Raw genomic sequence first — 25,809 nt, 5'->3', positions numbered from 1 at the left:
CCCGCCTTGCTCTTGCACTGCGGCATCGCTGCGAGTATGGATAGCCGCCGCTTTTCGGGCAACCGCCAAGGCTAGGCGCCGAAGCCCGGACGGGGACGCTGAGATCCGCCCTATCCGAGGGACTCTATCTCGCAGCATTTCGGGGGCAAGACGGCTGGGACGACCATGGCCCGTATTGTGATGAAGTTCGGGGGCACTTCGGTTGCCGATCTGGAGCGCATCCGCCGCGCGGCCTCGCGCGTGAAGGCGGAGGTCGAGCGCGGCAACGAGGTTGCGGTGGTGGTCTCCGCCATGGCCGGGGTGACCAATTCCATGGTCCAGCTGGTCAGCGACGCCGCCAACCTCGCCGATCTGCGCGAATACGACGTGGTGGTCTCCTCCGGCGAGCAGGTGACCTCCGGCCTCATGGCCGTCGTGCTGCAGTCCATGGGGGTGCCGGCGCGCTCCTGGATGGGTTGGCAGATCCCGATCCGCACCGATGATTCCCACGGCTCCGCGCGCATCGAGGAAATCGACGTGCAGGACATGGTGCGCCGCTTCGGCGAGGGCCAGGTGGCCGTGGTCGCCGGCTTCCAGGGCATCGACCCCCAGGGCCGCATCACCACGCTGGGCCGCGGCGGCTCGGACACCTCGGCGGTCGCGCTGGCGGCGGCCCTGCAGGCGGAGCGCTGTGATATCTACACCGATGTGGACGGCGTCTACACCACCGACCCGCGCATCGTTGCCAAGGCCCGCAAGCTGGATAGAATCACCTACGAGGAAATGCTGGAAATGGCCTCCCAGGGGGCCAAGGTCCTGCAGACCCGCTCCGTCGAGATGGCCATGAAGCACCACGTGCGGGTTCAGGTGGTGTCCAGCTTTGAAGATTCTCCCGGAACCCTAGTCGTCGACGAGGATGAGATCGTGGAACAAGCCCTTGTATCCGGCATCGCCTACAGCCGCGACGAAGCCAAGATCACGCTGCTGCGCGTGCCGGACCAGCCGGGCGTCGCCGCCAAGATCTTCGGCCCGCTGTCACAGGCGGCCATCAACGTCGACATGATCGTGCAGAACGTCTCGGCCGAGACCGAGCGTACCGACCTGACCTTCACGGTCAGCCGGGCCGACCTGGGGCGCGCCGAGCAGGTGCTGCGCGACCGCCAGGCGGAGCTCGGTTTCGACCAGCTGTTGTCCGATCCCAATGTGGTGAAGGTTTCCGTCATCGGCGTGGGCATGCGCAGCCACGCGGGCGTCGCCCAGCAGATGTTCACGGCACTGGCCGAACGCGGTATCAATATCCAGGTGATCTCCACCTCCGAAATCAAGGTCTCGGTGCTGATCGCCGAGGAATACACCGAACTGGCGTTGCGCGGTCTCCACACCGCCTACGGCCTGGATGCGGCCTAGAACGCCTCACGCAACACGGCGGAAACGCCGGGGGACCGGATCATGACGGGCCCGACAGGCACGGATCACGGCTGGGCGGGATCGCGCCGCTTGCTGCGGCTGCTGCGCGATCTGATGAAGGGCGGCGGCTCCAGCCAGGTGCGTCTGGACAAGGTCGTCGACCTGATCGCCCAGGATATCGTCGCCGAGGTCTGCTCCATCTACGTGATGCGCAGCGGCGAGGTGCTGGAACTCTTCGCCACCAAGGGCCTGAAGCCGGCCGCCGTGCACAAGCTGCGGATCCGGGTCAACCAGGGCCTGGTCGGCCTCATCGCCGCGCAGGCGCGCCCCGTCGCCCTGGCCGACGCCCAGAGTCACCCCAACTTCGCCTACTTCCCGGAGACCGGTGAAGAGGTCTACCAGTCCCTCATGGGCGTGCCGATCATGCGCGGCGGGCGGCTGCTCGGCGTGCTGGTGGTGCAGAACCGCACTCAGCGCAACTACACCGAGGAAGAGGTCGAGGCGCTGGAAACCGTGGCCATGGTCCTGGCCGAGCTGCTGGCCGGCGACCGTCTGCTGGACCTCACCGCCGCCACGCCGGGCGGCGAGGGCGGCGCCATGCCGGGCCGGCTCAGCGGCATGGTGCTGAACGAGGGCCTGGCCATCGGCACCGCCGTGCCGCATCAGCGCGGCATCGTCATCACCCAGGTGGTGGCCGAGGATCCGGATGCCGAGCTGACGCGCCTGGACGACGCCCTGGGCGAGATGCGCGACGCCCTGGACGTCATGCTGGCGCGCAGCGAGGTGGCGCGCGACGGCGAGCACCGCGAGGTGCTGGAGACCTATCGTATGTTTGCCGACGACCGCGGCTGGCTCAGGCGCATGCACGACGCCGTGCGCGGCGGCCTGACCGCCGAGGCGGCGGTGCAGAAGATCCAGAACGAAACCCGCGCGCGCATGGCCGCCATCAAGGACCCCTATCTGCGCGCGCGCCTGGCCGACCTGGACGACCTGGGCAACCGCCTGCTGCATCACCTGCTGCGCCTCGACGAGCGGCAGCGCGAAGAAGAGCTGCCGGATGACATGGTGCTGATCGCCGCAGACCTGGGGCCGGCCGAACTGCTGGACTACGACCCGAGCCGCCTGCGCGCGGTGGTCCTGGAGCATGGGGCGCCGACCTCCCACGTCGCCATCGTCGCTCGCGCCCTGCAGATCCCCATGATCGGGCGCTGCGCCGGCATCACTACGGAGGTGCGCGAGGGCGACCAGATCATCGTCGACGGAGAGACCGGGCAGGTGCTGCTGCGTCCCAGCGAAGCCGTGCGCGCCGGCTTCGTCGAGAGCATGGCCGCCAAGGAACGCCAGAAGGAAGCCTTTCGCGCGGTGCGCGACCTGCCCTCGGTCTCGCGCGACGGCGTCGACATCACGCTGCTGATCAATGCCGGCCTGATGATCGACCTGCCGCACCTGGAGGAGGGCGGCGCCGAGGGCATCGGGCTCTACCGCACCGAAGTGCCCTTCATGATCCGCGACTCCTTTCCCGACGTGCCCACCCAGACCGATATCTACAGCCGCATCCTGGACGCGGCCGAGGGTAAGACCGTGGTCTTTCGCACCCTCGACGTGGGCGGCGACAAGGTGCTGCCTTACTGGCGCGGCCACGACGAGGACAACCCGGCCATGGGCTGGCGCGCCATCCGTATCGGCCTCGACCGCCCGGCGCTGCTGCGCCGTCAGCTGCGCGCCCTGCTGCATGCGGCGGCCGGGCGCAGCCTTTCGGTCATGTTCCCCATGGTCAGCGATGTCGCCGAGTTCGAGGCGGCCAAGGAGCTGCTGCAGCGCGAGATCGACCGCGAAAAGGCCTTCGGCGACCGCCTGCCGGCGGAAATCAAGATCGGCGCCATGCTGGAGGTGCCGGCGCTGGCCCTGCAACTGCCGCAGCTGCTGCCGCGCTGCGACTTCGTCTCGCTGGGCACCAACGACCTGGTGCAGTTTCTCTTCGCCGCCGACCGCAACAACCCGCGGTTGGCCCGGCGCTATGACACACTGTCGCCGGCGGTGCTGACCTTCGTGCGCAATATCGCCCAGCAGGCTGCCGAACACGGCGTGCCGCTGACTGCCTGTGGGGAGATGGCCGGCCACCCGGTGGAGGCCATGGCGCTGATCGGTTGCGGCGTGCGCCGCCTCTCCATGGCGCCCCAGGCCGTCGACCAGGTAAAGACCATGGTGCGCGCCCTGGAAGTTGAGCCGCTGCAGGACTCCATAAAGCAATTATTAACTTTGCCGGATCACAGTATTCGGGAGAAGTTAAGGTCTTACGCATCGGATCGCGACATCCCGATCTAACGCGTTGCTGCGGCAGAGAGAAAATTGTTAATGTTCAGGCATGCAGTGCCGGCGAAGACGACTGCCAAGCGCGTAGCGGTCTCGACGCGCCAAAAAATTGGCGCCTGATCACAGATTTGGCGCAGTCCCCAGTCCGGAACTTGTGAGAACCCGTGGCACACCCGTTGAAGAAGAGCGAACGTAAGCGCGAAGAGCCCAAGCTCGGGGAACCGACGCAGGGTGAACCCAAACTGGGGGAACCCAAGCTGGTCGAGCGGGAAGACGCGCCTGAGATCGCCATCAAGCAGGAATTCCAGGGCGAAAGCGTGTCGGATACCCTGATCCGGGCACGCCAGCAGGTCGGCCAGGACCTGCGCTCCATCGCCGAAGTGCTCTGCATCCGCTATTCCTACCTCGACGCCATCGAGCGCGGCCAGTACGAGAACCTGCCCGGCGCGACCTACGCGGTCGGCTTCGTGCGCAGCTATGCCGACTACCTCGGCCTGGACGGCGAACAGGTGGTCGAGCGCTTCAAGAGCGAGGTCGAGGGCCTGGACAGCCAGACCAAGCTGCATTTCCCGACCCCGGCGCCCGAGGGCAAGATGCCCGGCGGCGCGGTCTTCCTGGTGGCGGCGCTGCTGTTCGCCGGTGCTTACGGTGTGTGGTTCTACCTGTCCAACAACGGCGAAAGCCTCGGCGACCTGGTCGCCCCGGTGCCCGAGCGCCTGCAGGAACTGGTCGACGGCGACCCCCGCGCCCAGGGCCACGGCGCAGACCGCGGGCGCCGCCAAGGGGACCCCGGCCCCGGCGGCCCCTGCGGCCCCGGCGGCCGAGACGCCGACGCAGAGCGCCGCCCTGCCGGCCGAGGCGCCGGCCTCCGATACGTCAGAAACGGCCGCGACGGCGACCCCGGCCGAGGAAACCCCGGCCCGGGCGGCACCCGAAGGCGCCGCGCCGGCCCCTGAAACCCCGGCGGCGCCGCCCGCCGCCGAAGAGAGCGCCCCGGCGATCGCCGCGGACAGCATGGTGACGCAGCCGACCGCTCCCCAGGCGGACCCTCTGGCGGCCCCCCAGGCGGCCGACATCTCAGGCGCCGCCGCGGAAAGCGCACCGCAGGTGGCCGTGGCGGCCCCCGAAGCGCCTGAGGCGGCTGAAACGCCGGCCGCGGCCGGCGAGACTCCGGCGAGCAGCGAGCCCTACGCGATTCCGGCGGCGCCGGACAACGGCACCCCGGCGACGGCCTTCCTCACCAACCACGAGCCGCAGGTCTACGGCGCCGAGAACGCCGACGCCCGGATTGTCCTCAAGGCCAGCCAGGACGCCTGGGTGCAGGTCCGTGACCGCCAGGGCACCCTGCTGCTGACCCGCGTGCTGCGGGTGGGCGACACCTACCAGGTGCCCAATCAGGACGACCTGACCCTGCTGACCGGCAACGCCGGCGGCCTGGAGATCCTGGTCGACGGCCGCGCCCTGGCCCCGCTGGGCCCGGTCGGCGCCGTCCGCCGCAATATCCCGCTGAATCCGGAAGCACTGCTGGGCGGCGCGAGCAACTAGCAGGCGTCCCTTTCGGGCGAATCCAAGGACCCGAGGCCGGTCCCCGAAACGGGGCGCCGGCCTCTGTCATTTCCGGCTGCCGCCTTGAAGTTTCCGGCGTTTCGGCGCATGTTGCGCTCAGGTGCCAACCGGGGCGCCGCGGCCTCTGCCGCCGGCCCGCCCGCGTTACATTTTTAGGACAGTAGGCATGAGCGTTCGCCCCTATCGCGATATTCTGCGGCGCAAGTCGCGCCAGATTCACGTCGGCAAGGTGCCGGTCGGGGGCGATGCACCGATCACCGTCCAGTCCATGACCAACACGCTCACCAGCGACGTCCAGGCCACCATCGAGCAGGTGCGCGCGTTGGAGATGGCCGGGGCCGACATCGTGCGGATCTCCTGTCCCGACGAGGACTCTACGGCGGCGCTGAAGAAGATCATTCCGGAGGTGACGGTCCCCATCGTCGCCGACATCCATTTCCACTACCGCCGCGGCATCGAGGCGGCGGAGGCCGGCGCCGCCTGCCTGCGCATCAATCCGGGCAACATCGGCTCGCGCGAGCGCGTGCGCGAGGTGGTAAGGGCGGCGCGCGACAACAACTGCTCCATGCGGATCGGCGTCAACGCCGGCTCGCTGGAGAAGGAGCTGCTTGAGCGTTACGGCGAGCCCTGCCCCGAGGCCATGGTGGAGAGCGCGCTGAACCACGCGCGCATCCTGGAGGACGAGGACTTCTTCGAGTTCAAGATCTCCTGCAAGGCCTCCGACGTCTTCCTGGCCGTGGCCGCCTACATGGCGCTGGCCGAGGCCTGCGACTACCCGCTGCACCTCGGCGTGACCGAGGCCGGCGGCCTGAGGAGCGGCACCATCAAGTCGTCGATCGGCATCGGCAACCTGCTGTGGGCCGGCATCGGCGACACCATCCGCGTGTCGCTCTCCGCCGACCCGGTGGAGGAGATCAAGGTCGGCTTCGACATCCTGAAGGCGCTGAACCTGCGCCATCGCGGCGTCAACGTGATCTCCTGCCCTTCCTGCGCGCGCCAGCAGTTCCAGGTCATCAAGACCGTCGAGGTGCTGGAACAGCGTCTTTCCCACATCACCACCCCGATGACCGTCTCGGTGATCGGCTGCGTGGTCAACGGCCCCGGCGAGGCGCTGATGACCGACGTCGGCTTCACCGGCGGCGGGCGCGGCACGCACCAGGTCTACATCAACGGTCTGCCCGACCACCGCCTTAAGGACGGCGACATCGTCGACCATCTGGTGGAATTGGTCGAAGCCAAGGCGGCGGAGATTGAAGCGGCAAAGGCCGCCGAAGACGCCGAGGCGGAGGCCGGGTCCACGGCCCCCGCCGCGGCCGCCTCTTAGCCCCTTTCTGGAGCAGATCGCTTGAGCAGCCTGCAACCCGTCAGGGGCACCCACGACCTTTTGCCCGAGGCCATGCGCCGCCACCGCAAGGTGGTGGACAGCTCACGCGAGGTCGCCGCGCTCTACGGCTTCCACGAGATGGCGACGCCGATCTTCGAGTTCACGGAGGTCTTCAAGCGCACCCTGGGCGACACCTCCGACATCGTGACGAAGGAGATGTACACCTTCGCCATGGGCAGCGGTAAGGGCAGTGCCAAGGACGAAGAGAACGCCACCATCACCCTGCGCCCGGAAAACACCGCGGGGGTGGCGCGGGCCTTCATCTCCGGCGGCCTGGCCCAGCAGGTGCCGCTGAAGGTGTTCTACGCCGGGCCGATGTTTCGCCACGAGCGCCCGCAGAAGGGCCGCCAGCGCCAGTTCCACCAGATCGGCGTCGAGCTGATCGGCGTGCCGCAGCCGCTCGCCGACGTGGAGGTCATCGCCTGCGGGGCGCAGATTCTGGAAGTGCTGGGCCTGAAGGACGCGGTGACCCTGGAGCTGAACACCCTGGGCGATCCGGACAGCCGCGCCGCCTACCGCGAGGCCCTGGTGGCCTACTTTTCCGCGCACGTCGATGCGCTTTCCGAGGACAGCCGCGAGCGCCTGACCCGCAATCCGCTGCGCATCCTCGATTCCAAGGACGCGGGCGACCGCGAGCTGGTCGCCGGGGCGCCGCTCTTCGCGGACTACCTCAACAGCGAAAGCCGCGATTTCTTCGCTGAAGTCCTCCAGGGCCTCGACAACCTGGGCATCGCCTACACCCTGAACCCGCGGCTGGTGCGCGGCCTCGATTACTACTGCCACACGGCCTTCGAGTTCACCACCGACCGCCTGGGCGCGCAGAGCGCGGTCATGGCCGGCGGGCGCTACGATGGCCTGATCAAGACCATGGGCGGGCCGCAGACGCCGGGCGTCGGCTGGGCCTCGGGCGTGGAGCGCCTGGCCATGCTGCTGGAAGCGGACATCGCGGCGCCGCGTCCCATTGCCGTGGTGCCGGTGGGCGAGGCGGCGCAGGCGACGGCGCTGAAGGTAGCCCAGGGCCTGCGCCATGCCGGCTTCGTGGTGGAACTCGGCTATTCGGGCAACCTGAAGAAGCGCCTGCAGCGCGCCAACAAGATGAACGCCCGCGCCGCCCTGCTGTTCGGTGACGAAGAGCTGGCGGCAGACAGCACCACGCTGCGCGACCTCGATTCGGGGGAGCAGGAACTCGTCCCGCTGAATAGCCTGGCCGAGCGCCTGTCCCGCCTGTCTTAGCGGGCGCGCCATGTCCCTCTCGGCGCCGGAGACCACGGAAGATCCCCTGAACCGTCTGCTGCTGTTCGGCGTCAACGCCCGCACGGTCGCGGCGCCGCTGCGCGACGCGCTCTTCGCCGAGGACCCGGACCAGGCCAGCCTCATCGCGGCCGTGAAGAACCTGAACTGCGAAGAAGCGCTGGTGCTGGCCACCTGCGAGCGCCTCGAGTTCCTGGTGGTGCCGCGGCCGGGCCAGCGGGTCGCCGGCGCGCTGCTGCAGCTCATCGCCGCCGCCGCCGGCTGCGCCCCGGCCGACCTGGCCGGGCAGAGCTACAGCCACATGGGGCCCGACGCCCTGCGCCACCTGCTGGGCGTGGCCGCCTCCCTGGACAGCCAGGTGCTGGGCGAGCCGCAGATCCTGGGCCAGGTGAAGCAGTGCTACCGCGCCGCCCAGGAAGCCGGGACCGCCGGGCCCTTGCTGGCCGCCGCCGCCCAGGCGGCCTTCGCCGCGGCCAAGCGGGTGCGCCGCGAAACCCCGGTGGGCCAGCAGGCCAGCTCCATGACGCTGGCCGCGACCCAGGTGGCGCGCGACCTCTTCGGCCGCTTCGACGGCCTGAACCTCCTGTGGGTGGGGCTCGGCGAGATGGGCGAGATGCTGAGCGACGACTTCGCCGCCGCCGGGGTGACACAGCGCCTGCTCATGCACCCTTCGCCGCACCGCGCCGAGGCCATGGCCCGGCGTCTGGGCTGCAACTTCGCGCCCTGGGAAGAGCTTGAACAGCACCTTGCGGAAGCCGATATCGTCATCTCCGACGCCGGCACCGGCCGCTTCACCCTGGGCCACGCGCAGGTCGCCGCGGCCTTGAAGCGGCGGCGGCACCGTCCGGTGCTGCTGATCGACGCCGGGGTGCCGGCCGACATCGAGCCGGGCACCGGCGATCTGGAAGACGCCTTCGTCTACGACCTGGACGACCTGGAGCGCCTGGCCAGCCGGCAGTCGGGCGGCCGCGCCGCGGCCAGCGCTATGGCCTGGGGCATCGTCGAGGACGAATTGGCCGCCTTTCTGCGCGCCCAGGCCGAACGCCCGGCCATCCCCTCGGTGGTGGCGCTGCGCCACCATTTCGATGCGGTGCGTCAGCAGGTGCTGGAAAGCGGCGAGACCGATGCCGAAGCGGCGACGCGCCTGCTGGTCAACAAGCTGCTGCACGACCCTTCCGAGGCCCTGCGCCGGGCGGTGGCGGAAGATCCCGCCCTGGCCGTGCAGCTGGAAGACATGATCCGCCGCCTCTTCGACCTGCCGCAAGGCGGGGCCGGGGCGGACAAAGACTAGGTAGGACCCCCGTGAACCTGGACGACAGCCTGAACCGCGTACTCAGCCGCTACGACGAGCTGCAGGAGCTGGTGGCGAGCCACCCCAACCCCGGCTCGGCCGATCATACGGCCATGCTGAAGGAATACTCCGACCTCACCCCGGTGGTGCAGGGCATCGAGGAACTGCGCGGCGCCCAGCACGAGATGGCCGACCTGGCCGAGTTGATCGCCGACCCCGGCTCGGACGCCGAGATGCGCGGCCTGGCGGAGAGCGAGTTCCACGAGCTGAAGGCCAAGCTGCCGGATCTGGAGCACAAGCTGAAGATTCTGCTGCTGCCCAAGGACGAGGCCGACGAACGCAACGCCATCCTGGAAGTGCGCGCCGGCACCGGCGGCGACGAGGCGGCGCTCTTCGCCGCCGACCTGCTGCGCATGTATCAGCGCTATGCGGAGTTGCAGGGCTGGCGCTTCGAGATGATGGACGCCTCGGAGAACGAGCTCGGCGGCTACAAGGAGGCCAGCGCGCAGATCTCCGGCCCCGGCGTTTTCGCGCGCCTGAAGTTCGAATCCGGCGCCCACCGGGTGCAGCGCGTCCCGGTGACCGAGTCGGGCGGGCGCATCCACACCTCGGCGGCCACCGTCGCCGTCCTTCCGGAGGCCGAGGAAGTGGACGTGCACATCGAGGAAAAGGACCTGCGCGTCGATACCTACCGCTCCCAGGGCGCCGGCGGCCAGCACGTGAACACCACCGACTCGGCGGTGCGCATCACCCATCTGCCGAGCGGCGTCGTGGTGCAGTGCCAGGACGAGAAGTCGCAGCACAAGAACCGCGCCAAGGCCATGAAAGTGCTGCGCGCGCGCCTCTACGAGGTGCAGCGCCAACAGCAGATCGACGAGCGTGCGGCCAGCCGCAAGAGCCAGGTCGGCAGCGGCGACAGGTCGGAGCGCATCCGCACCTACAACTTCCCCCAAGGCCGCGTCACCGACCACCGCATCAACGTGACGCTCTACAAGCTGGACAAGGTGCTGACCGGCGAGGCGCTGGACGATCTGATCGATCCGCTGATCGCCGCCGACCAGGCCGAGAAGCTGGCGGAGCTGCAGTGACTCTCGCTGAGGCCGTCGCGCAGGCGGGCGCGCGCCTGGCCGCGGCCGGTATCGAAGACTCCCGGCGCGAGGCGCGCCTGCTGGTCTGCCGCCTGCTGGGCGGCGGGCCGGAACTGCTGCTGGGCTCCCCGGAGCGCGCGTTGACTGACGGCGAGACCGGGCGCATCGAGGCGGCGGTGAACCGCCGCGCCGCCCGCGAGCCGTTGTCGCGCATCCTGGGGGAGCGGGAGTTCTGGAGCCTGCCCTTCGCCCTCAACGCGGCCACCCTGGACCCGCGCCCGGACAGCGAGACCCTGGTGGAGGCGGTGCTGGCGGAGGTCGCCGAGCGCGACGCCGCCCTGCGTCTGTTGGACCTCGGCACCGGCAGCGGCTGTCTGCTGCTGGCGCTGCTCAGCGAGCTGCCGGCGGCGCAGGGGTGCGGCATCGACCTCAGCGCCGAGGCGGTCGCCCAGGCCGCCGCCAATGCGCAGCGCCTGGGCCTGGCGGCGCGGGCGCGCTTTCTGCGGCATTCCTGGGACGACGGCCTGGCGCTGGCGCCGACGCCTTGGGACGTCATCGTCAGCAATCCGCCCTACATCGCCAGCGCCGAGATCGCCGCCCTGGCGCCGGAGGTCGCGGGCTACGATCCCGCCGCGGCGCTCGACGGCGGCGCCGACGGACTGGAGGCCTATCGAAGCCTGATCCCGGCCGCCGCGGCGGTCCTGGCGCCCGGCGGATTGCTCGCTCTGGAGATCGGCCAGGGGCAGGCGGCGGCGGTGGAGGAACTGCTCGTCGCGGCGGGGCTCAGGCCGTTGCGGCGTGCGCGCGATCTCGCGGGAATCGAGCGCTGCCTGCTGGCCGTCGCAGCGGCGGGGGGCTGAACCGTGAGCAGGCCGCCAAAGCGCGGAATAATGCGGGTTCCAAGGCTGAAGAGAGCCGTGGATAAGTGAAAAAAAGAGTTGGAAAGCCGGGCAAAGCCCTCTACGTTGAATGGGCCGAGCCAAATGGCTCCCGCGTCTCGGGGAGACGCAACACCACCCAAAATTAACTTGTGTGTGGTTTAGAGCTAGCGAAATCGCCAAGTGAGCGATTCCGCAGGGCGCGAGTGGCAAGAAATCCATTCTGAAGCAAAAAAGCGAACGATGAGACAAGGTTCCAATAGCGGACGTCGGCCGCGTGGCCGCACAAATCGCAAACAGCACAGTGGTGGTGGCGGCGGCGGCGGACAGTCGCGGACCCACACATTCGACAGCAACGGCCCCGACGGTCGAGTCCGCGGCAATGCCCGTCAGGTCTACGAGAAGTACCTGACCCTGGCGCGGGATGCGACTTCTGCCGGTGACCGGGTCGCCGCTGAAGCCTATTACCAGCATGCGGAACACTATTTCCGCATCCTCAGCGACAGCACCGATCCGCAATCGGGCGGCCGCCGCCAGGAAGAGCGTCAGCCGCAGCAGCCCTATAGCGGCGCCGAAGGCGAGGAAGCCAACGGCAACGCCGTGGCGGATGGCGGGGAAGCGGCGAAGGACAACGGCGTGACGTCCGCGGCGGATCAGCCGGCGGCCGAGCAGCCCGAAGTCAGCCAGCCTGGCGCCGAGCAGCCCGAGATCGAGGCCGTGCCGGCTTCCGCTGGGGCCAACGGCCAGGACGGCGGCCAGGACGCTGGCGGCGAAGCCCCACAGAAGCCGCGCCGCAGCCGCGCGCGCAAGCCGCGGGCCAGCGAAGACGGCCAGCCGCGCAAAAAGGAAGCTTCTTCCGAAAGCGAGAGCGATCCGGTCGTTCCCTGAAGGCCGTATCCCTTAATTTCATTGTGCTGATTTTGCGGCCGGAGATCCGCTCCGGCCGGCTGCAGGAAGCCGGATAGGTCTCTCTGCCCGCCGGGTTGCGGCGACCCTCTAGGCGTCGCCGACCGTGTCGCCGACCGTTATTTCGCCGCCTTCCACCACCTCCGCATAGACCCCCATATCCATGTGGCCGAAGCCCTTGCGCAGGGTCAGCGGGATGTTCATGTCGCGCTCGGCGGTCTGCGGGTTCACGTTGGTGGCCGCGCAGCGCTGGATGCGCTCGATGATCTTCAGCTTGGCGCCGCCGATACGGATCTCCCGGTCCAGCCAGGCGAACTCGCCCCAGGCCGGCAGGCCGTCGATCAGGATGTTGGCGCGGAAGCGGCGTGGATCGACCGGCTGGCGCGCTACGCGCTCGAAGTCGCGCAGGCTGGCCAGATTGATGAGGGAGACGGGCGCGGGCCGGGCGGCCTCCTGGCCGATCTCCTTGAACGCGGGCGTGCCGCGCGGCGAGCCGGCCAGGAAGCCGGCGAAGAACTGGTTGAGCAGCATCTGCCCGGTCTGGTCGCTGGGCTTGGCCGTGACGACCTGGCGGCCCTGGCGGCTGATGGTGAGCGTCGGCCCCCCCGAATTGTCTCCCGGATCGTAGGCGATGCGCAGCTGGGCCAGCCGCTCCTCCTGGGTCAACTCGAAGAAGCCGGGCTTGGCACCGGTACCGCGGCCATAGGCGATGGCGTAGCGGCGGTCTTCGGGGATTCCCTCGCCCGGCGTCAGCATGACCCGTTCCAGGGGCTCGCCGTTCAGCCCCTTCACGGGGTAGCGGTAGATCTGTTCCACGGTGGTCGACATCGGGCCTGAATTTCCCTTCTCGGCCCGGAAAGGGGCACGCGGTCGTTACGGCTTTGCTGCAGCGCAGTTCATCGCGCCGCCCGCCGCCCTGTCAAGCGGCGCCCCGGCCCTGCGGCGTTCGGCCCGCCCCGGCGGCCTGTCGGACAGACCACGCACCCCTTCCGGGCCCCCGCTGAGGCCGGAAAACCAGCCAACTCCCTCTTTAGCGTTGCTATTGATAATCATTTGCAATTAAGAACGAATCGCCTTAGGGTCCCCCTCATGCTCTTCGCTGCCGTGCTCAAGGAGACATTCCCCAAGGGGAAAGACCGGGGGCTTCGGCGGGGTAAGCATTGATCTCTCCTGATCCTACTTTTGGGCAATGACCCGCCCCGGCCCCGCAGCAGCGGCGCCGGGGCTCTTTTTTTCTCGGACGGCGCGAATGGCCATGACGTGGTCGCCTGGGGCGAAAGCAAATCGGAAGTTATGCGCTAAAGGTTCCCGGGTCTGTCGCCGCCGGAGCTAATATCCGTAAGAAAAGTGAATATAGAATCGCCGGCAGGTCGGTTTGACCCGACGCATTGCCTTTGTATAGGCTCGCGGCCTGAGTAGTTCTTTAGCTGATATAGAGCGGTGGCAGGGGAACGCGGCCGCGCAAATATAACGGGAGCGCCTCATGTATAAGAAAATCATGGTTCCGGTCGATCTGCGCCACGCGGACAAGCTGGACAAGGCCGTGGCGACGGCCGCCGACCTGTCGAATCACTACAAGGCGCCGGTGCAGATGGTGGCGGTGACCGCTTCCGCGCCCTCTTCGGTGGCCCACAATCCCAAGGAATTCGAGGCCAAGCTCAGCGAATACGCCGCGGCGCAGGGCGCCAAGTACGGCATCGAGATCGGCGCCCACGCCATCGTCAGCCCGGACCCGACCATCGACCTGGACGACAAGCTGGGCCGCGAGGCGCACGAGATCGGCGCCGACCTGATCATCATGGCCTCGCACGTGCCGGGCTTCGCCGAGCATATCTTCTCCTCCAATGCCGGCTACCTGGCATCCCACACGGACATCTCGGTCTTTATCGTGCGCTAGGGCAACCCTCGATCAGGAGGACTCACCTGATCGAGGGGAAACTGATCTATCGTTGAAGTTTGGAGCAACCTATCCGCGCCCGTGCCGGCGCGGGTTGCTCCAGCGGAAAAAAGGCTCCGCCGGGCGGCGGAGCCTTTCTCAGTTCGGAGTGAGAAGGGCGGCTCGCGTCGCCCTTCTTCATTCCGGGGGGATTAATTCGTGGTCTGCGCCGAGTCCTTGCGCGCCCGGTTCAGCCCGATCAGCAGGCTGACGCACATCAGCAGCAGCACGATGGTGAAAGGAAAGCCCGTGGAGACCGCCATGGCCTGCAGGGCGGTCAGCGCGCCCGCGCCGCCGACCAGCAGCAGGGCCGCGGCCACCAGACCCTCAAAGGTGCACCAGAAGACGCGCTGGGACACCGGGGCGTCGGTCTTGCCGCCGGCGGTGATGGTGTCGATGACCAGCGAACCGGAGTCCGAGGAGGTCACGAAGAACACGATCACCAGGATGATGCCGAGGATCGAGGTCAGCCAGGCCAGCGGCAGGTGCTTCAGCATCTCGAAGAGCTTCAGCTCCAGGGAGGCGGACTGCACCGAGGCTTGCGGATCGGCGATCACCTGGTCGATGGCGGTGCCGCCGAAGACGGCCATCCAGAAGATGCTGACGATGGTCGGCACGAAGACGACGCAGATGATGAACTCGCGCACCGTGCGGCCACGCGAGACCCGCGCGATGAACATGCCGACGAAGGGTGACCAGGAGATCCACCAGGCCCAGTAGAAGGAGGTCCAGCCCTGGGAGAAGTTGGCGTCTTCGCGCCCGAAGGGCATGGACAGCGGCACGACTTCCTTGACGTAGGCGATGCCGCCGGAAACCACGGTCTCCAGAATCGCCGCCGTCGGGCCGACGGCGAGGATGAAGACCATCAGCAGCAGGGCCAGCGCGATGTTGATCTCCGAGAGCACCTTCACGCCGCCGTCCAGGCCGCGCAGCACCGAGATGAGGGCGGCGGCGGTGATCGCCGAGATCAACAGCACGCGCGCGCCGTTGCCCGTCGGTGTGTCGAAGAGGAAGTTCAGGCCGGCCAGCGCCTGCTCGGTGCCGAAACCCAGTGAGGTGGCGAGGCCGAAGAGCGTCGCGAAGACGGCCAGGGTGTCGATGATGTGGCCGACCCAGCCCCAGACCGCCTCGCCGAAGATCGGATAGAAGGCGGAGCGCAGGGTGAGCGGCAGGTTGTAGTTGTAGGCGAAGAAGGCCAGGGCCAGGGCGACCACGGCATAGATCGCCCAGGGATGCAGCGCCCAGTGGAAGATGGTCGCGGCCATGCCCAGGTTGCGCGCCGCCTCGATGTCGCCGGCCGCCGCGCCCAGCGGCGCCCAGTCCGTGCGCACGCCGTTCTCCAGGACGGTGCCGCCCATGGAGGAACCGAAGTGGGACATCGGCTCCGACACGCCGAAGAACATGAGGCCGATGCCCATGCCGGCGGCGAAGAGCATGGCGAACCAGCCGAGGTAGGAATACTCCGGCTTGGCGTCGGCGCCGCCCAGGCGCACCGACCCCAGAGGCGTAATCACCAGCACAATGCCGAAGAGGACGAAGATGTTGGCCGAGAGCAGGAAGAACCAGTCGAAGGTCGAGGTCAGGAAGGGCCTGAGCCAGCCGAAGAACGCGGTCGCCTCCGTCTGGAAGGCCAGTGTCAGCAGGACGAAGATGGTGATGCTTAGTGCGGAAACGACGAAGACGGGATTGTGAATATCGAGGCCGAAGGGCTGTATATTGTCTTGGCCGACTTCGTATTCAGTAACCTCGGGATTGCTCATGCTTTGCCCCCCTTTGACTTTCAGGCATCTTAAATAGAGATATAGAAATCCCACAGTACTAGTGCTGGTATTCCAGCATTATCAGGCCTACATGACTGTGCAATAACTGTCGCTTGGTATGTTTTGCCTGTTCTTATTGTGAGCGGCCATCCTACAATCTTTCGAACCTAGCAAATCGCTCAATACAGTATCAATGGTTGTCAATTCGCGACAGCCGGTGGTGCCCTTTCAGAGCGATGGCGGCGGGCAGGCGCGCTCCCGGCCGCGTTCTGCCGGCGGCTTTCCCGGCAGCACCGGGGGCGGCCGGAAAGGTGGCTTTTCCGGCGGATTTTTTTGCCCCTTTCAGCTCTTGTGTCTTTTTTGCAACAGCCCCATATCTCCTAAGGAAGCCGGGCCGCCACGGCCGGCAAAGGCGGGCGCGTGCCACTGGGATGGGCGCGATCGCTGCAGTATTATGGATCTGGTCACCTGCATGCCGCTCACCGGGTGCGGGAAAGGGGAAATAGATGGATCTCAATCGCTATACCGAACGCTCGCGCGGGTTCCTCCAGGCCGCGCAAACTCTCGCCAGCCGTAAGCACCACCAACGCCTCACTCCCGAACACCTGCTGAAGGTTCTGCTCGACGACGAGGAGGGCCTGGCGCGCAACCTCATCCGCCAGGCCGGCGGCAAGCCGGAAGCCGCGGTCAAGGCCATCGACGAGGCGCTGGCCAAGCAGCCGAAGGTCGAGGGCGCGGGCGCCGGCCAGCTCTACCTGGCGCAGGAGACCAACGACCTCTTCGGCCAGGCCGAGAAGCTGTCCGAGGAAGCCGGGGATTCCTACGTGACCGCCGAGCGCATCCTGCTGGCCATCGCCATGCTGCCCGGCACCACCGCCGCCAAGGCGCTGGCCGCCGCCGGGGTGACGCCGCAGTCGCTCAACCAGGCGATCAACGCCATGCGCAAGGGCCGGCGCGCCGATTCGGCCACCGCCGAGGACCAGTACGAAGCCCTCAACAAGTATGCCCGCGACCTCACCGAGGTGGCGCGCGAGGGCAAGCTGGATCCGGTCATCGGCCGCGACGAGGAGATCCGCCGCACCGTGCAGGTGCTCTCGCGCCGCACCAAGAACAACCCCGTGCTGATCGGTGAGCCCGGCGTCGGCAAGACCGCCATCGTCGAGGGCCTGGCCCAGCGCATCGTCAACGGCGACGTGCCCGACAATCTGAAGGACAAGCGCCTCATGTCGCTCGACCTCGGGGCCATGGTCGCCGGCGCCAAGTTCCGCGGTGAGTTCGAGGAGCGCCTGAAAGCCGTGCTGCAGGAGATCGCCGATGCCGGCGGGGAGATCATCGTCTTCATCGACGAACTCCACACCCTGGTCGGCGCCGGCAAGGCGGAAGGCACCATGGACGCCTCCAACATGCTGAAGCCGGCGCTGGCGCGCGGCGACCTGCACTGCGTCGGGGCCACCACGCTGGACGAGTACCGCAAGTACATCGAAAAGGACGCCGCCCTGGCGCGGCGCTTCCAGCCGGTCTTCGTGCCGGAGCCGAGCGTCGAGGAGACCGTCTCCATCCTGCGCGGCTTGAAGGAGAAGTACGAGCTGCACCACGGCGTGCGCATCACCGATGCCGCCATCGTCGCGGCGGCGACGCTCTCCAACCGCTATATCTCCGACCGCTTCCTGCCCGACAAGGCCATCGACCTGGTCGACGAGTCGGCCAGCCGCCTGCGCATGGTGGTGGACTCCAAGCCGGAGGAAATCGACGAGCTGGACCGCCGCCTTGTGCAGATGAAGATCGAAGAAAACGCCCTGCAGAAGGAAAGCGACAAGGCCTCCAAGGAGCGCCTGGAGAAGCTGACCGCCGAGATCGCCGAGCTGGAAGCCAAGACCGAAGAGCTGACCGGCCGCTGGAAGGCGGAGAAGGACAAGCTGGCCGGCGCCCAGAGGCTGAAGGAGCAGCTCGACCAGGCGCGCAGCGACCTGGAGATCGCCCAGCGCGAGGGCGACCTGAACAAGGCCAGCGAGCTGAAGTACGGCGTCATCCCCGGGCTCGAGAAGCAGCTCTCGGAGGCCGAGGCGGCCCAGGAGCACCAGATGCTGAACGAGGAGGTGACGGAGGACGACATCGCCGCGGTGGTGTCGCGCTGGACCGGCATCCCCGTCGACAAGATGCTCGAAGGCGAGCGCGAGAAGCTGCTTGCCATGGAAGACGCCCTGCGCGAGAGCGTGATCGGCCAGGAGGACGCCATCGTGTCGATCTCCAACGCCGTGCGCCGCGCGCGCGCCGGCCTGCAGGACCCCAACCGGCCGATCGGCTCCTTCCTCTTCCTCGGCCCCACCGGCGTCGGCAAGACCGAGCTGACCAAGGCGCTGGCGCGTTTCCTCTTCGACGACGAGACGGCCATGGTCCGCCTCGACATGTCGGAGTACATGGAAAAGCACGCGGTGGCCCGCATGATCGGCGCTCCGCCGGGCTATGTCGGCTACGAGGAAGGCGGCGCGCTGACCGAGGCGGTGCGGCGTCGGCCCTACCAGGTGGTGCTCTTCGACGAGGTGGAGAAGGCGCACCCCGACGTCTTCAACATCCTGCTGCAGGTTCTCGATGACGGCCGCCTGACCGACGGCCAGGGCCGGACCATCGACTTCCGCAACACCATGATCATCCTGACCTCCAACCTGGGCGCCGACATCCTGGCGGCCCAGCCGGAGGGCGAGGACAGCGACGCGGTGCGCGGCCAGGTCATGGAAGTGGTGCGCCAGGCCTTCCGGCCGGAGTTCCTCAACCGCCTGGACGAGGTGCTGCTGTTCCACCGACTGACACGCCCGCAGATGACCGGCATCGTCGACATCCAGCTGGAGCGCCTGCACAAGATGCTCGAGGACCGCAAGATCGCGCTGGAGCTGGACGAGCAGGCCAAGGCCTGGCTGGCCGACAAGGGCTACGACCCGGTTTACGGCGCCCGTCCGCTGAAGCGGGTGATCCAGCGGGAGCTGCAGAACCCCTTGGCCAGCATGATCCTGGAAGGCAAGATCGGCGACGGCGACAAGGTGACCGCCAGCGCCGGCCCCGAAGGGCTGGCCACCAAGGGAGAGATGGTGGCGGCGGCATAAGGCCCCCGCCGGGGAGAGATGGCGGCGGCGGCCTGAGCCACCGCCTGCGAAGGAGAGGTTCATGTTCTACGACACGCGGACCGGCGACCACGGCCTGCCGCACAATCCCTTCAAGGCTTGTGTGGTGCCGCGCCCGATCGGCTGGATCACCACCATGAACGAAGCGGGCCAGGTGAACCTGGCGCCCTACAGCTTCTTCAACGGCGTGGCCGGCGATCCGCCCGTCGTGATGTTCGCCGCCGGCGGCCGCAAGGCAGACGGGCCGCCCGACGGCTCCAAGGACTCGCTGGCCAATGCCGAGCGCACCAGGGAGTTCGTCTGCAACGTGGTGACCTGGGACCTGCGCGAGCAGATGAACATGACCTCGGCCTCCGCGCCGGCCGGCACCAACGAGGCGGAGATCGCCGGGCTGGAACTGGTGCCCGCCGAGCTGGTGAAGCCGCCGCGGGTCGCGGCCTCGCCGATCCACCTGGAGTGCAGCTACCTGCAGACCGTCGACCTGCCCTCCGACATTCCCGACTCCCGCAACGCCGTGGTCTTCGGGCAGGTGATCGGCATCCACATCGACGACTCGGTGCTGACCAACGGCCTGGTCGACATGGCCAAGGTGAAGCCCATCGCGCGCCTCGGCTACATGGACTACTGCCTGGTGGAGGAAGTCTTCTCCATCAAGCGTCCGGAGGGGCCGGTGAAGAGCCGCAGCGACGCGGCGGAGTAAACTCTACGGCGTTTCACGCAAAGACTCGGAGATTCACGTAAAGCCGATTGCGGCGCGAGGCTGAGCCCAAGGCGGCCCCGTGCCGGTGGAGAAGGTCGGCTGTCCGGTTCTCAGCGGACAGCTCCTGCTGCCCGATGTGACAGCAGTTTTTGACCCATAGGCGACAATGTTGAAGGCATCCTTGCCGAAGTTGATACCAGTGGATGCCAGATTGAAGATCGCTTTGTCCATCCTTGGGGACATGGCCATGGAATCTTCACGGATCCAGGCACTTGTCTTCGCAGTTAGCTTGCCGGAAGAAGCTGTCGACCTTTCACATTATCGGACGTATGAGTCGGGGCCTTTATCGCGATGAACCGGGTCATCATAAGCGGAGGAGGAAAGCTACCACCTCCTCAGGGTCCAGCACCAAGCTTTGCGGGTTCGGCGCCTGTGTCATTAAGGCAACCATCTCGGCCGATGCCGTCTCGCCGCGCAAATCAGCGAGAGCTCGGCGTAGGCGCAGCAAGAATAACGATCCGGCGGTCTCCCGGCCCACCCGGTATAACCAGTAGACGCGGCGGACATCCTCATGTTTTTCCCTCACATAGGTTTCATGGACGACCTCGTAGCAAGTATTCTTTGCACAAAGCCGCTCGCTGGTTCTGCGCGCCGGTATCCAAGTGTCGTCCAGCGAGGCTGACCCCATAAAGTTGATTTTATAATCGCTGAACTTCTGCTCCCGTCGTTCAGCTCGAACGAGGAAGAGACTGACCTTTCCGCCCTCTACATCGCTGTAAACCGCGAGCGACTGCGCCAGGCCGCCGCGGACCCTAGGGTGCCAGGGGGCTGCTGCATTCTTGTCCAGGGCCCAGCGGCCGACAACTTCGGGAAAGCTGGGGGCAGCCGGTGCCGGCGTCCCCGCAGCACCCGGGTTTGAGGTCAACAAAGGACCCGATACCAGAATCAGGGCACAGGTGAGCGGGACGGCCAGGTTTCGAGCCGCCGTGGCCGAGGGTGCAGCCGAAGTCGACTCGTGTAGCTCGACCTGGGGCTCGCTCTTCCTACCGGCGTGCGCGTGCAAGGCGAGGAGCAGAACAAGCAGCAGGACCCAGGACAAAATCTCGAAGGGGTGGTGAGCGGCAAGCTCCATCTGCGTATGGCTGAGGTAATCGTACGAGACGATCGCGACAATGCGCGCGGCATTGGCGACGACACCCAAGACAGCCCCTAGCACAGCGAATGTGACAACGCGCCATAGCGGCAAAACGCTCAAGGCACCGAAGGTGACCCCAAGCATCGCGCCGACGATCAGGTAGGACAATCCGGCACAGTCATCGACGATCACGTAGCGATTCTGATCGACGAAGAAGGTAAAGCCATCACGCGTAAAGTCGAGCCCGACCAGCGCGCTGTATCCTGCGACGATCTCAATCGCGAGATGCCGGAGCGGAAGGAGCAGGAACTGACCCGTCGGCACGATAAAAGGTACAAGCAGCAAGCATGGCAGGAGCTGCCGGAAGCGGCCGGCACCGCAAACGGCGAGCGTCAGGCACAGCAGTGCCGCGGCTAGCGCGAAATGGCGCACTTCGGCGATTGCCAGGATGTCCCCGGCGAGCCAAAGCGCGCTGGCAGCCACCGCGAGGGCCGGTCCCCACAGGCTGGCGCGCGGCAAGCTCCGGGTGATCACGTGGCGGCGCGTCCACAGCAGAAAGGCGGCCGTAGGCATGACGATCCAACCAAAGTTGTAGGTCTTCGATTTGGACCAAATGTCGGTGATCTCGGCGATCTCCCGGTGGAACGCAAAACCAAACGCAAGCAGGGCGAGGCCGATCCCGAGTAATGTCGGGAACCAGGCCTTACAGGGTACACCGGGCGAACGCGCGGTAGAGCGCCTTGCCAGGGGCGGTTCCGGCTTGGCGTGCGGTACGACACTCATCCCCAAGTCTCCAGATTCTCAGCCTGGCCGCCCCGTTCGAGCGCGCCTTGCCCGGCCGCAGGCCGTTGTTCAGTCGGGGCCGGCAGAAAGGGCTGCAGAAGCACGCGGTCGAGGCGAGCGGAACGGGCGTCTCGGAAGTACTCAAGTCCGAGACGCTGCCGGCCACGGCTCTTCGCCACTTCCTGCCGAAAGGTCTTAAACACACGGTCCCAAAGCGTCAGCAAGATGCCGTAGTTGCTGTTGGTCTCAGGCGGGTCTGCCGAGTGGTGTATGCAGTGCACCCTTGGTGTCACGATCAGCCAGGAGAGCCGTCGGTTGAAGGCCGGGCCGAGTTCGACGTTGCTATGAGAAAACAGCGCCACGATCGACCCCAGCAGCACATAGACCCCGACGGCCAAGTCCGGCACGCCCAAGATGAAGACAGCCGACGGAAGAAAGAGCATGGAAACGCAGACTTCGAGCGGATGATGGCGCTCTGTCGTGGTGAAATCCACGTCCACGTCCGAATGATGGACCCTATGGAGCCGCCACAGCAGCGGCACGCCATGGAACAATCGGTGCTCGATATACTTCCAGAAATCCAGAAACAGCACACCGAGTGGCACGGCGATAGCTGCTTGCAAGCTCAACTTCTGGAACAAGCCACTCCCCAGCTCGCCCGCCGCCTGCGCTGCGATCAGGGCGGTGAAAGGCAGCAGCATCCGATGAATGAGGAAACCAAAGAAGAAAAGCGCAAGATTAGTCAGCCAGCGACGCCCGATCGGGGAGGTCGGGGCGCGCGCAGGCGACAGGCACTCGGCGACCGCGAATAGCGCCGCTGCACCAAAGAAAAGCGTTCCTGTCAGCGTGGCAAGGCTTTCCATGCCCTGTGTTTTCTGCAGCCGTAGTGCGAGGGTGGCTGCGGCTTACAAAAGCCGCTCCTTCAAGCCCCGGACTGATCTCAGTTGGACAGCCTACTTCTTACGGCGGGTAAGCCAGATGCCGCCGATCACGCCGGCTGCGGCAATGGCCGCCAGGCCACCGTCCACAACGGGAACAATCGTTCCGAGTTGAACCTGAGCGAATGCAGGAGACAGGGTTGCTAGCAAGCCGAGAAGGCTGAGAACCGCTAAACGCATATCAATTTCTCCCAAGGCATAATTTGGCCGTTATTTGTGTGCCACAAACAGTGTTCAGCAATATTCGTTCCATCTTGCCAAGTTATTGATTTATCGAGGATCTGCTTGCTCATCAAACAGGCCACTGCAAACAAATTTTACAGCTTCCCTGACTTGCCCCTGGTACCACTCGCTGGTTCAGACTGTTGTGTTCTGGCGGCAGGCGGCGATCTGCGCGGAGCCCTCCCTCAAAAACCGGCGCAAGTCTATCCCCTGCCTTGAAGCTGCGCAGAATGTCCGCCAGTGGCACAAAGCGGCTGTCGTCTTTCCGCCACGGATGGGGCCGCTTATTAGTGCTTAGCTGACTTCGGCGGACAGGGGCGGTGAGTGTGGCGGCCTGCTGATGTGAAGCGCCTCAACTTCCCAGGCTCGCCTAGCTAAGCTGGCTGATTACGAGGCTGACCGCCAGGGCGGCCATGACGCAGCCGACGAAGCCGTCCAGCAGCCGCCAGGCGGCGGGCCGGGCGAAGAGCGGGGCCAGTTGGCGCGCCCCGTAGCCGAGGCCGTAGAACCACAGGCCGGAGGCCGCCATGGCGCCCAGGGCGAAGGCCAGGCGCTCCTTGCCCGGGTATTGGGCGGCGAGGCCGCCGAGCAGCACCACCGTATCCAGATAGACGTGCGGATTGAGCAGGCTGAGCGCCAGGGCCGTCACCAGGGCGGCCCTGAGGCCGGCACCGCCGGGTGCGGCGCCCTCGGCCTTCAGGCTGCCGGGGTGCAGCGCCGCGGCGAAGGCGCGCAGGCTGTAGCCGGCGAGGAAGATCGCGCCGCCCCAGGCGGCGATGCGCGGCAGGTTCGGGAAGGCGTGCAGCAGGCTGGCAAAGCCGCCGGCGCCCACCGCGATCAGGGCGCAGTCGATAAGGAAACACAGGCCGGCGACGGCGAAAACGTGCTGCCGGCGCAGGCCCTGGCGCAGCACGTAGGCGTTCTGGGCGCCGATGGCGATGATGAGGCCGGCGCCGAGGCCGAAGCCTTCAAGCGCCGCTGAGGCGCTTGGAAAAAAGGCCGCAAACATTTCTGGAAATCTCCACTCAAGAAGTCGGGCGAGGCAGGCGGAAGCGGCGCCCCGCCCGCTCCCCTCTGCGGAGAGCAAGGCGGTGGCGCGAGGCTAGCCTCGGCGACGCGAGCGTTTTTCCAGGTAGTCGGCGACGATGAGGGTCATGGGTGGGGCTCAGCAGTCCCGGTCGACGGCCGAGCCCTGCTCGACCATTTCGCCCTGCGGCTCACAGGCGCGCTGCACCATCATGACACCACCCTGGGCGAGGGCGATCTGGCGCTCGATCTCGCTGCGGGTCGAGGCGAAGTCGGCCAGCTCGGCCTTCTTCAGCTTCTCGCCGCGCGGCATGGCCACCTTCAGCGGATTGACCTGCTTGCCGTCGACCATGACCTCGTAGTGCAGGTGCGGGCCGGTGGAGCGGCCGGTGGTGCCGACGTAGCCGATGACCTGGCCCTGCTTCACGCGGGCGCCCTTCTTGATGCCCTTGGCGAAGCCCTTCATGTGGGCGTAGGCCGTCATGTAGCTGCCGCCGTGGCGGATGCGCACGTACTTGCCGTAGCCGCCCTTGCGCCCGGCGAATTCCACCACGCCGTTGCCGGCGGCGTAGATCGGCGTGCCGCGCGGCGCGGCGAAGTCGGTGCCGCGGTGCATCTTCGAATAGCCGAGGATCGGGTGCTTGCGCATGCCGAAGCCGGAGGAGAGGCGCGCGCCGTCGATCGGCGTGCGCATCAGGGATCGGCGCACCGAAGAGCCGTCGGCGGTGTAGAAGTCGGCGCTGCCGTCGGCACGCTCGTAATAGAACAGCTCGGTACGGCTGCCCGACAGCGTCATGGCGGCGTAGAGCAGATCGCCGGTGCGCACCAGGGCGCCTTCCTCGTCGACGAAGATCTCGTAGAGAAACTCGAAGGAGTCGCCCTTCTGGATCTCGCGCTGGAAGTCGACGTCGTAGCTGTAGGCGCGGATCGCTTCGACCAGCACCGGGTTCGGCACCCGCTTGTCCGAGGCGGCGACCGACAGGCTGCTGGAGATCGAGCCCTCGGCGTAGGCCAGCTGGCGGGCCACCGGGCGGTCGATGGATTCGGCGAAGAACTCGTCGCTGTCGCTGGAGCGGCTGATCTCGATGTCGCGCTCGCGGCTGGGGCTGAAGCTGATGGACAGCAGCGCGCCTGGCTCGGCGGCGCCGCTGTCGGCGAAGGCGATCTTCAGTTCCTGGCCGGGCATCAGGCGGCGGGGGCTGTAGACGGGCTCCATGGCGGTGACCGCCTGGTGCGCCTGGACGCGCTCCGCGCCGGCCTTGATCAGCAGGTTCATCAGGGTGTCGCCCGGGGCCACGGTGATCTCGCGGACGATGGTGGCGGGTTCCGGCTCGACCTCTTCGACGGCCTGGATCTCCTCGGCCGCTTCGTCGGCGGGCGTCAGGGCCGCCTGCTGCAGCAGCGCCGGCGCCGCCCCTGAAGCGGTCTCGGCATCGCTCTCGCCGGGCAGGCTGTCCCGCGCGGACGAATCCTCGGTGGCCGGGGCCAGGGACGTGGGGCCGGGGACCTCGGAGGCCGCGCCGCCCTCGGCGTCGGCCGAGGTTTCCATCGGGGTGCCGCTGGCCGCCAGCGGCGTCGCCGCTGGCGCCGGCGCGCCGGCCGGCTCGACTTCGGCCTGGGCGGTCTCCGCCGTCGACCAGGAAGCTGCGACGGCTCCACCGATGAGAGGAATGGCTAAGATGGCGGGAAAACTGACCTTTTTGGCGAATCGAATCAGCGATTCGGCCTCGAATTTATGACTCGTCACGACCGACAATAGCTCCGTGGCTCGACGGGTTGGATGGCTGCCCCCCTAGGCAGAACGGATTGGCGGTAAATGTTCTACCATCAAATCGTTAACCAATTTTTGAAAATGGCTGGTCATACAAGGAGTTGTCAACCTTAAAGGCGGTTAACAGGTGGGCTTTGGGCCCTCCGAGTCCAGTTTCTGCGCGAACAGCGTAAAAAAGTTTTCATAAAGAGTTTGACAGTCCCCCGGGGGCGGCCCTATAACCCGGCCTCCCGGCAGCAAACGGCCCCCGGCCGAGCGCTGCCGCTCTGCTGTTTGACATTGTAGATTTGGAAGGGATACGCGGGCGGCGGATTGTGTCGTTTGGCATGATCCGGAGGTTCTCGGTATAGGCACTGGGG

The 25,809-nt window shown here is 66.9% G+C and carries 20 protein-coding genes; 13 read left to right on the top strand and 7 right to left on the bottom strand.

All coding sequences use genetic code 11. From position 1 onward, the window contains the following. Positions 1-165 precede the first annotated feature (165 nt). The 10 genes from H7X47_RS10060 to H7X47_RS10015 all read left to right on the top strand — a co-directional run bounded on the left by H7X47_RS10060 (position 166) and on the right by H7X47_RS10015 (position 12,045). Positions 166-1,386: an aspartate kinase gene (locus tag H7X47_RS10060; protein WP_193368545.1), complete on the top strand. Its 1,221-nt coding sequence runs from the start codon at positions 166-168 to the stop codon at positions 1,384-1,386. 42 nt (positions 1,387-1,428) lie between these two features. Beyond that, entirely contained in the window at positions 1,429-3,711 is a 2,283-nt protein-coding gene (gene ptsP / locus H7X47_RS10055; RefSeq protein ID WP_193368544.1) for a phosphoenolpyruvate--protein phosphotransferase, read from the top strand. 152 nt (positions 3,712-3,863) lie between these two features. Beyond that, positions 3,864-4,655 (top strand): helix-turn-helix domain-containing protein, encoded by a 792-nt coding sequence (locus H7X47_RS10050; RefSeq protein WP_193368543.1) that lies wholly within the window; start codon positions 3,864-3,866, stop codon positions 4,653-4,655. 58 nt (positions 4,656-4,713) lie between these two features. Next, on the top strand, positions 4,714-5,244 hold the full coding sequence (locus H7X47_RS10045; protein ID WP_193368542.1) for a RodZ domain-containing protein: 531 nt from the start codon (positions 4,714-4,716) through the stop codon (positions 5,242-5,244). A gap of 187 nt (positions 5,245-5,431) precedes the next feature. After that, on the top strand, positions 5,432-6,589 hold the full coding sequence (gene ispG, locus H7X47_RS10040) for a flavodoxin-dependent (E)-4-hydroxy-3-methylbut-2-enyl-diphosphate synthase (RefSeq protein WP_193368541.1): 1,158 nt from the start codon (positions 5,432-5,434) through the stop codon (positions 6,587-6,589). A 21-nt stretch (positions 6,590-6,610) separates the two neighbouring features. Beyond that, positions 6,611-7,882, top strand: coding sequence for a histidine--tRNA ligase (hisS, locus tag H7X47_RS10035; protein ID WP_193368540.1), 1,272 nt, complete (start codon positions 6,611-6,613; stop codon positions 7,880-7,882). A gap of 10 nt (positions 7,883-7,892) precedes the next feature. Beyond that, positions 7,893-9,191 (top strand): glutamyl-tRNA reductase, encoded by a 1,299-nt coding sequence (gene hemA, locus H7X47_RS10030; protein ID WP_193368539.1) that lies wholly within the window; start codon positions 7,893-7,895, stop codon positions 9,189-9,191. A gap of 11 nt (positions 9,192-9,202) precedes the next feature. Then, positions 9,203-10,279, top strand: a complete 1,077-nt coding sequence (gene prfA, locus H7X47_RS10025; RefSeq protein WP_193368538.1) for a peptide chain release factor 1 — start codon at positions 9,203-9,205, stop codon at positions 10,277-10,279. Continuing rightward, complete coding sequence (gene prmC / locus H7X47_RS10020; protein ID WP_193368537.1) at positions 10,276-11,139, top strand: peptide chain release factor N(5)-glutamine methyltransferase; 864 nt, start codon at positions 10,276-10,278, stop codon at positions 11,137-11,139. The genes prfA and prmC overlap by 4 nt, the downstream gene beginning before the upstream one ends. A gap of 201 nt (positions 11,140-11,340) precedes the next feature. Further along, positions 11,341-12,045: a DUF4167 domain-containing protein gene (locus tag H7X47_RS10015; RefSeq protein ID WP_319633575.1), complete on the top strand. Its 705-nt coding sequence runs from the start codon at positions 11,341-11,343 to the stop codon at positions 12,043-12,045. Between the two features lie 108 nt (positions 12,046-12,153). On the opposite strand, the gene H7X47_RS10010 is transcribed toward H7X47_RS10015, so the two are convergent. Next, on the bottom strand, positions 12,154-12,891 hold the full coding sequence (locus H7X47_RS10010; RefSeq protein ID WP_193368536.1) for an MOSC domain-containing protein: 738 nt from the start codon (positions 12,889-12,891) through the stop codon (positions 12,154-12,156). A 655-nt stretch (positions 12,892-13,546) separates the two neighbouring features. On the opposite strand from H7X47_RS10010, the gene H7X47_RS10005 reads away from it, so the two are divergent. Next, positions 13,547-13,960 (top strand): universal stress protein, encoded by a 414-nt coding sequence (locus H7X47_RS10005; protein ID WP_193368535.1) that lies wholly within the window; start codon positions 13,547-13,549, stop codon positions 13,958-13,960. A 191-nt stretch (positions 13,961-14,151) separates the two neighbouring features. On the opposite strand, the gene H7X47_RS10000 is transcribed toward H7X47_RS10005, so the two are convergent. Then, positions 14,152-15,759, bottom strand: a complete 1,608-nt coding sequence (locus H7X47_RS10000) for a BCCT family transporter (RefSeq protein ID WP_193368534.1) — start codon at positions 15,757-15,759, stop codon at positions 14,152-14,154. 506 nt (positions 15,760-16,265) lie between these two features. Between H7X47_RS10000 and clpB the strand changes: the two genes are divergently transcribed. Further along, a complete protein-coding gene (gene clpB, locus H7X47_RS09995) occupies positions 16,266-18,857 on the top strand; it encodes an ATP-dependent chaperone ClpB (RefSeq protein WP_193368533.1) in 2,592 nt (863 codons plus the stop codon). A gap of 61 nt (positions 18,858-18,918) precedes the next feature. Then, on the top strand, positions 18,919-19,575 hold the full coding sequence (locus H7X47_RS09990) for a flavin reductase family protein (RefSeq protein ID WP_193368532.1): 657 nt from the start codon (positions 18,919-18,921) through the stop codon (positions 19,573-19,575). 364 nt (positions 19,576-19,939) lie between these two features. Here the strand turns inward: H7X47_RS09990 and H7X47_RS09985 are convergent, their stop codons facing one another. The 5 genes from H7X47_RS09985 to H7X47_RS26305 form a co-directional block, all read right to left on the bottom strand. Next, positions 19,940-21,493 (bottom strand): exosortase/archaeosortase family protein, encoded by a 1,554-nt coding sequence (locus H7X47_RS09985; protein WP_193368531.1) that lies wholly within the window; start codon positions 21,491-21,493, stop codon positions 19,940-19,942. Beyond that, positions 21,490-22,356: a sterol desaturase family protein gene (locus tag H7X47_RS09980; RefSeq protein WP_193368530.1), complete on the bottom strand. Its 867-nt coding sequence runs from the start codon at positions 22,354-22,356 to the stop codon at positions 21,490-21,492. Before H7X47_RS09980 ends, H7X47_RS09985 begins: the two co-directional genes overlap by 4 nt. Before the next feature lie 90 nt (positions 22,357-22,446). Then, the gene (locus H7X47_RS09975; protein WP_193368529.1) at positions 22,447-22,611 is read right to left on the bottom strand and encodes a hypothetical protein; all 165 of its coding nucleotides are present in this window, start codon (positions 22,609-22,611) and stop codon (positions 22,447-22,449) included. Positions 22,612-23,023: 412 nt separating this feature from the next. Further along, complete coding sequence (locus H7X47_RS09970) at positions 23,024-23,662, bottom strand: LysE/ArgO family amino acid transporter (protein WP_193368528.1); 639 nt, start codon at positions 23,660-23,662, stop codon at positions 23,024-23,026. A gap of 156 nt (positions 23,663-23,818) precedes the next feature. Further along, the gene (locus tag H7X47_RS26305) at positions 23,819-25,426 is read right to left on the bottom strand and encodes a M23 family metallopeptidase (protein WP_193368527.1); all 1,608 of its coding nucleotides are present in this window, start codon (positions 25,424-25,426) and stop codon (positions 23,819-23,821) included. Positions 25,427-25,809 lie beyond the last annotated feature (383 nt).

The sequence above is a fragment of the Pelagibius marinus genome, from assembly GCF_014925385.1.
Lineage (GTDB): Bacteria > Pseudomonadota > Alphaproteobacteria > Kiloniellales > Kiloniellaceae > Pelagibius > Pelagibius marinus.
This window is presented reverse-complemented; position numbering and strand designations above follow the sequence as displayed.

What these genes read in the sequence shown, in the direction of transcription:
- ispG (WP_193368541.1), top strand. Translation starts at nt 5,432, where the DNA reads ATGAGCGTTCGCCCCTATCGCGATATTCTGCGGCGCAAGTCGCGCCAG.
- H7X47_RS10005 (WP_193368535.1), top strand. Translation starts at nt 13,547, where the DNA reads ATGTATAAGAAAATCATGGTTCCGGTCGATCTGCGCCACGCGGACAAG.
- H7X47_RS09990 (WP_193368532.1), top strand. Translation starts at nt 18,919, where the DNA reads ATGTTCTACGACACGCGGACCGGCGACCACGGCCTGCCGCACAATCCC.
- H7X47_RS09975 (WP_193368529.1), bottom strand. Translation starts at nt 22,611, where the DNA reads ATGCGTTTAGCGGTTCTCAGCCTTCTCGGCTTGCTAGCAACCCTGTCT.
- H7X47_RS09980 (WP_193368530.1), bottom strand. Translation starts at nt 22,356, where the DNA reads ATGGAAAGCCTTGCCACGCTGACAGGAACGCTTTTCTTTGGTGCAGCG.
- H7X47_RS10060 (WP_193368545.1), top strand. Translation starts at nt 166, where the DNA reads ATGGCCCGTATTGTGATGAAGTTCGGGGGCACTTCGGTTGCCGATCTG.
- H7X47_RS10010 (WP_193368536.1), bottom strand. Translation starts at nt 12,891, where the DNA reads ATGTCGACCACCGTGGAACAGATCTACCGCTACCCCGTGAAGGGGCTG.
- hemA (WP_193368539.1), top strand. Translation starts at nt 7,893, where the DNA reads ATGTCCCTCTCGGCGCCGGAGACCACGGAAGATCCCCTGAACCGTCTG.
- clpB (WP_193368533.1), top strand. Translation starts at nt 16,266, where the DNA reads ATGGATCTCAATCGCTATACCGAACGCTCGCGCGGGTTCCTCCAGGCC.
- H7X47_RS09985 (WP_193368531.1), bottom strand. Translation starts at nt 21,493, where the DNA reads ATGAGTGTCGTACCGCACGCCAAGCCGGAACCGCCCCTGGCAAGGCGC.
- H7X47_RS10045 (WP_193368542.1), top strand. Translation starts at nt 4,714, where the DNA reads ATGGTGACGCAGCCGACCGCTCCCCAGGCGGACCCTCTGGCGGCCCCC.
- H7X47_RS09970 (WP_193368528.1), bottom strand. Translation starts at nt 23,662, where the DNA reads ATGTTTGCGGCCTTTTTTCCAAGCGCCTCAGCGGCGCTTGAAGGCTTC.
- ptsP (WP_193368544.1), top strand. Translation starts at nt 1,429, where the DNA reads ATGACGGGCCCGACAGGCACGGATCACGGCTGGGCGGGATCGCGCCGC.
- H7X47_RS10000 (WP_193368534.1), bottom strand. Translation starts at nt 15,759, where the DNA reads ATGAGCAATCCCGAGGTTACTGAATACGAAGTCGGCCAAGACAATATA.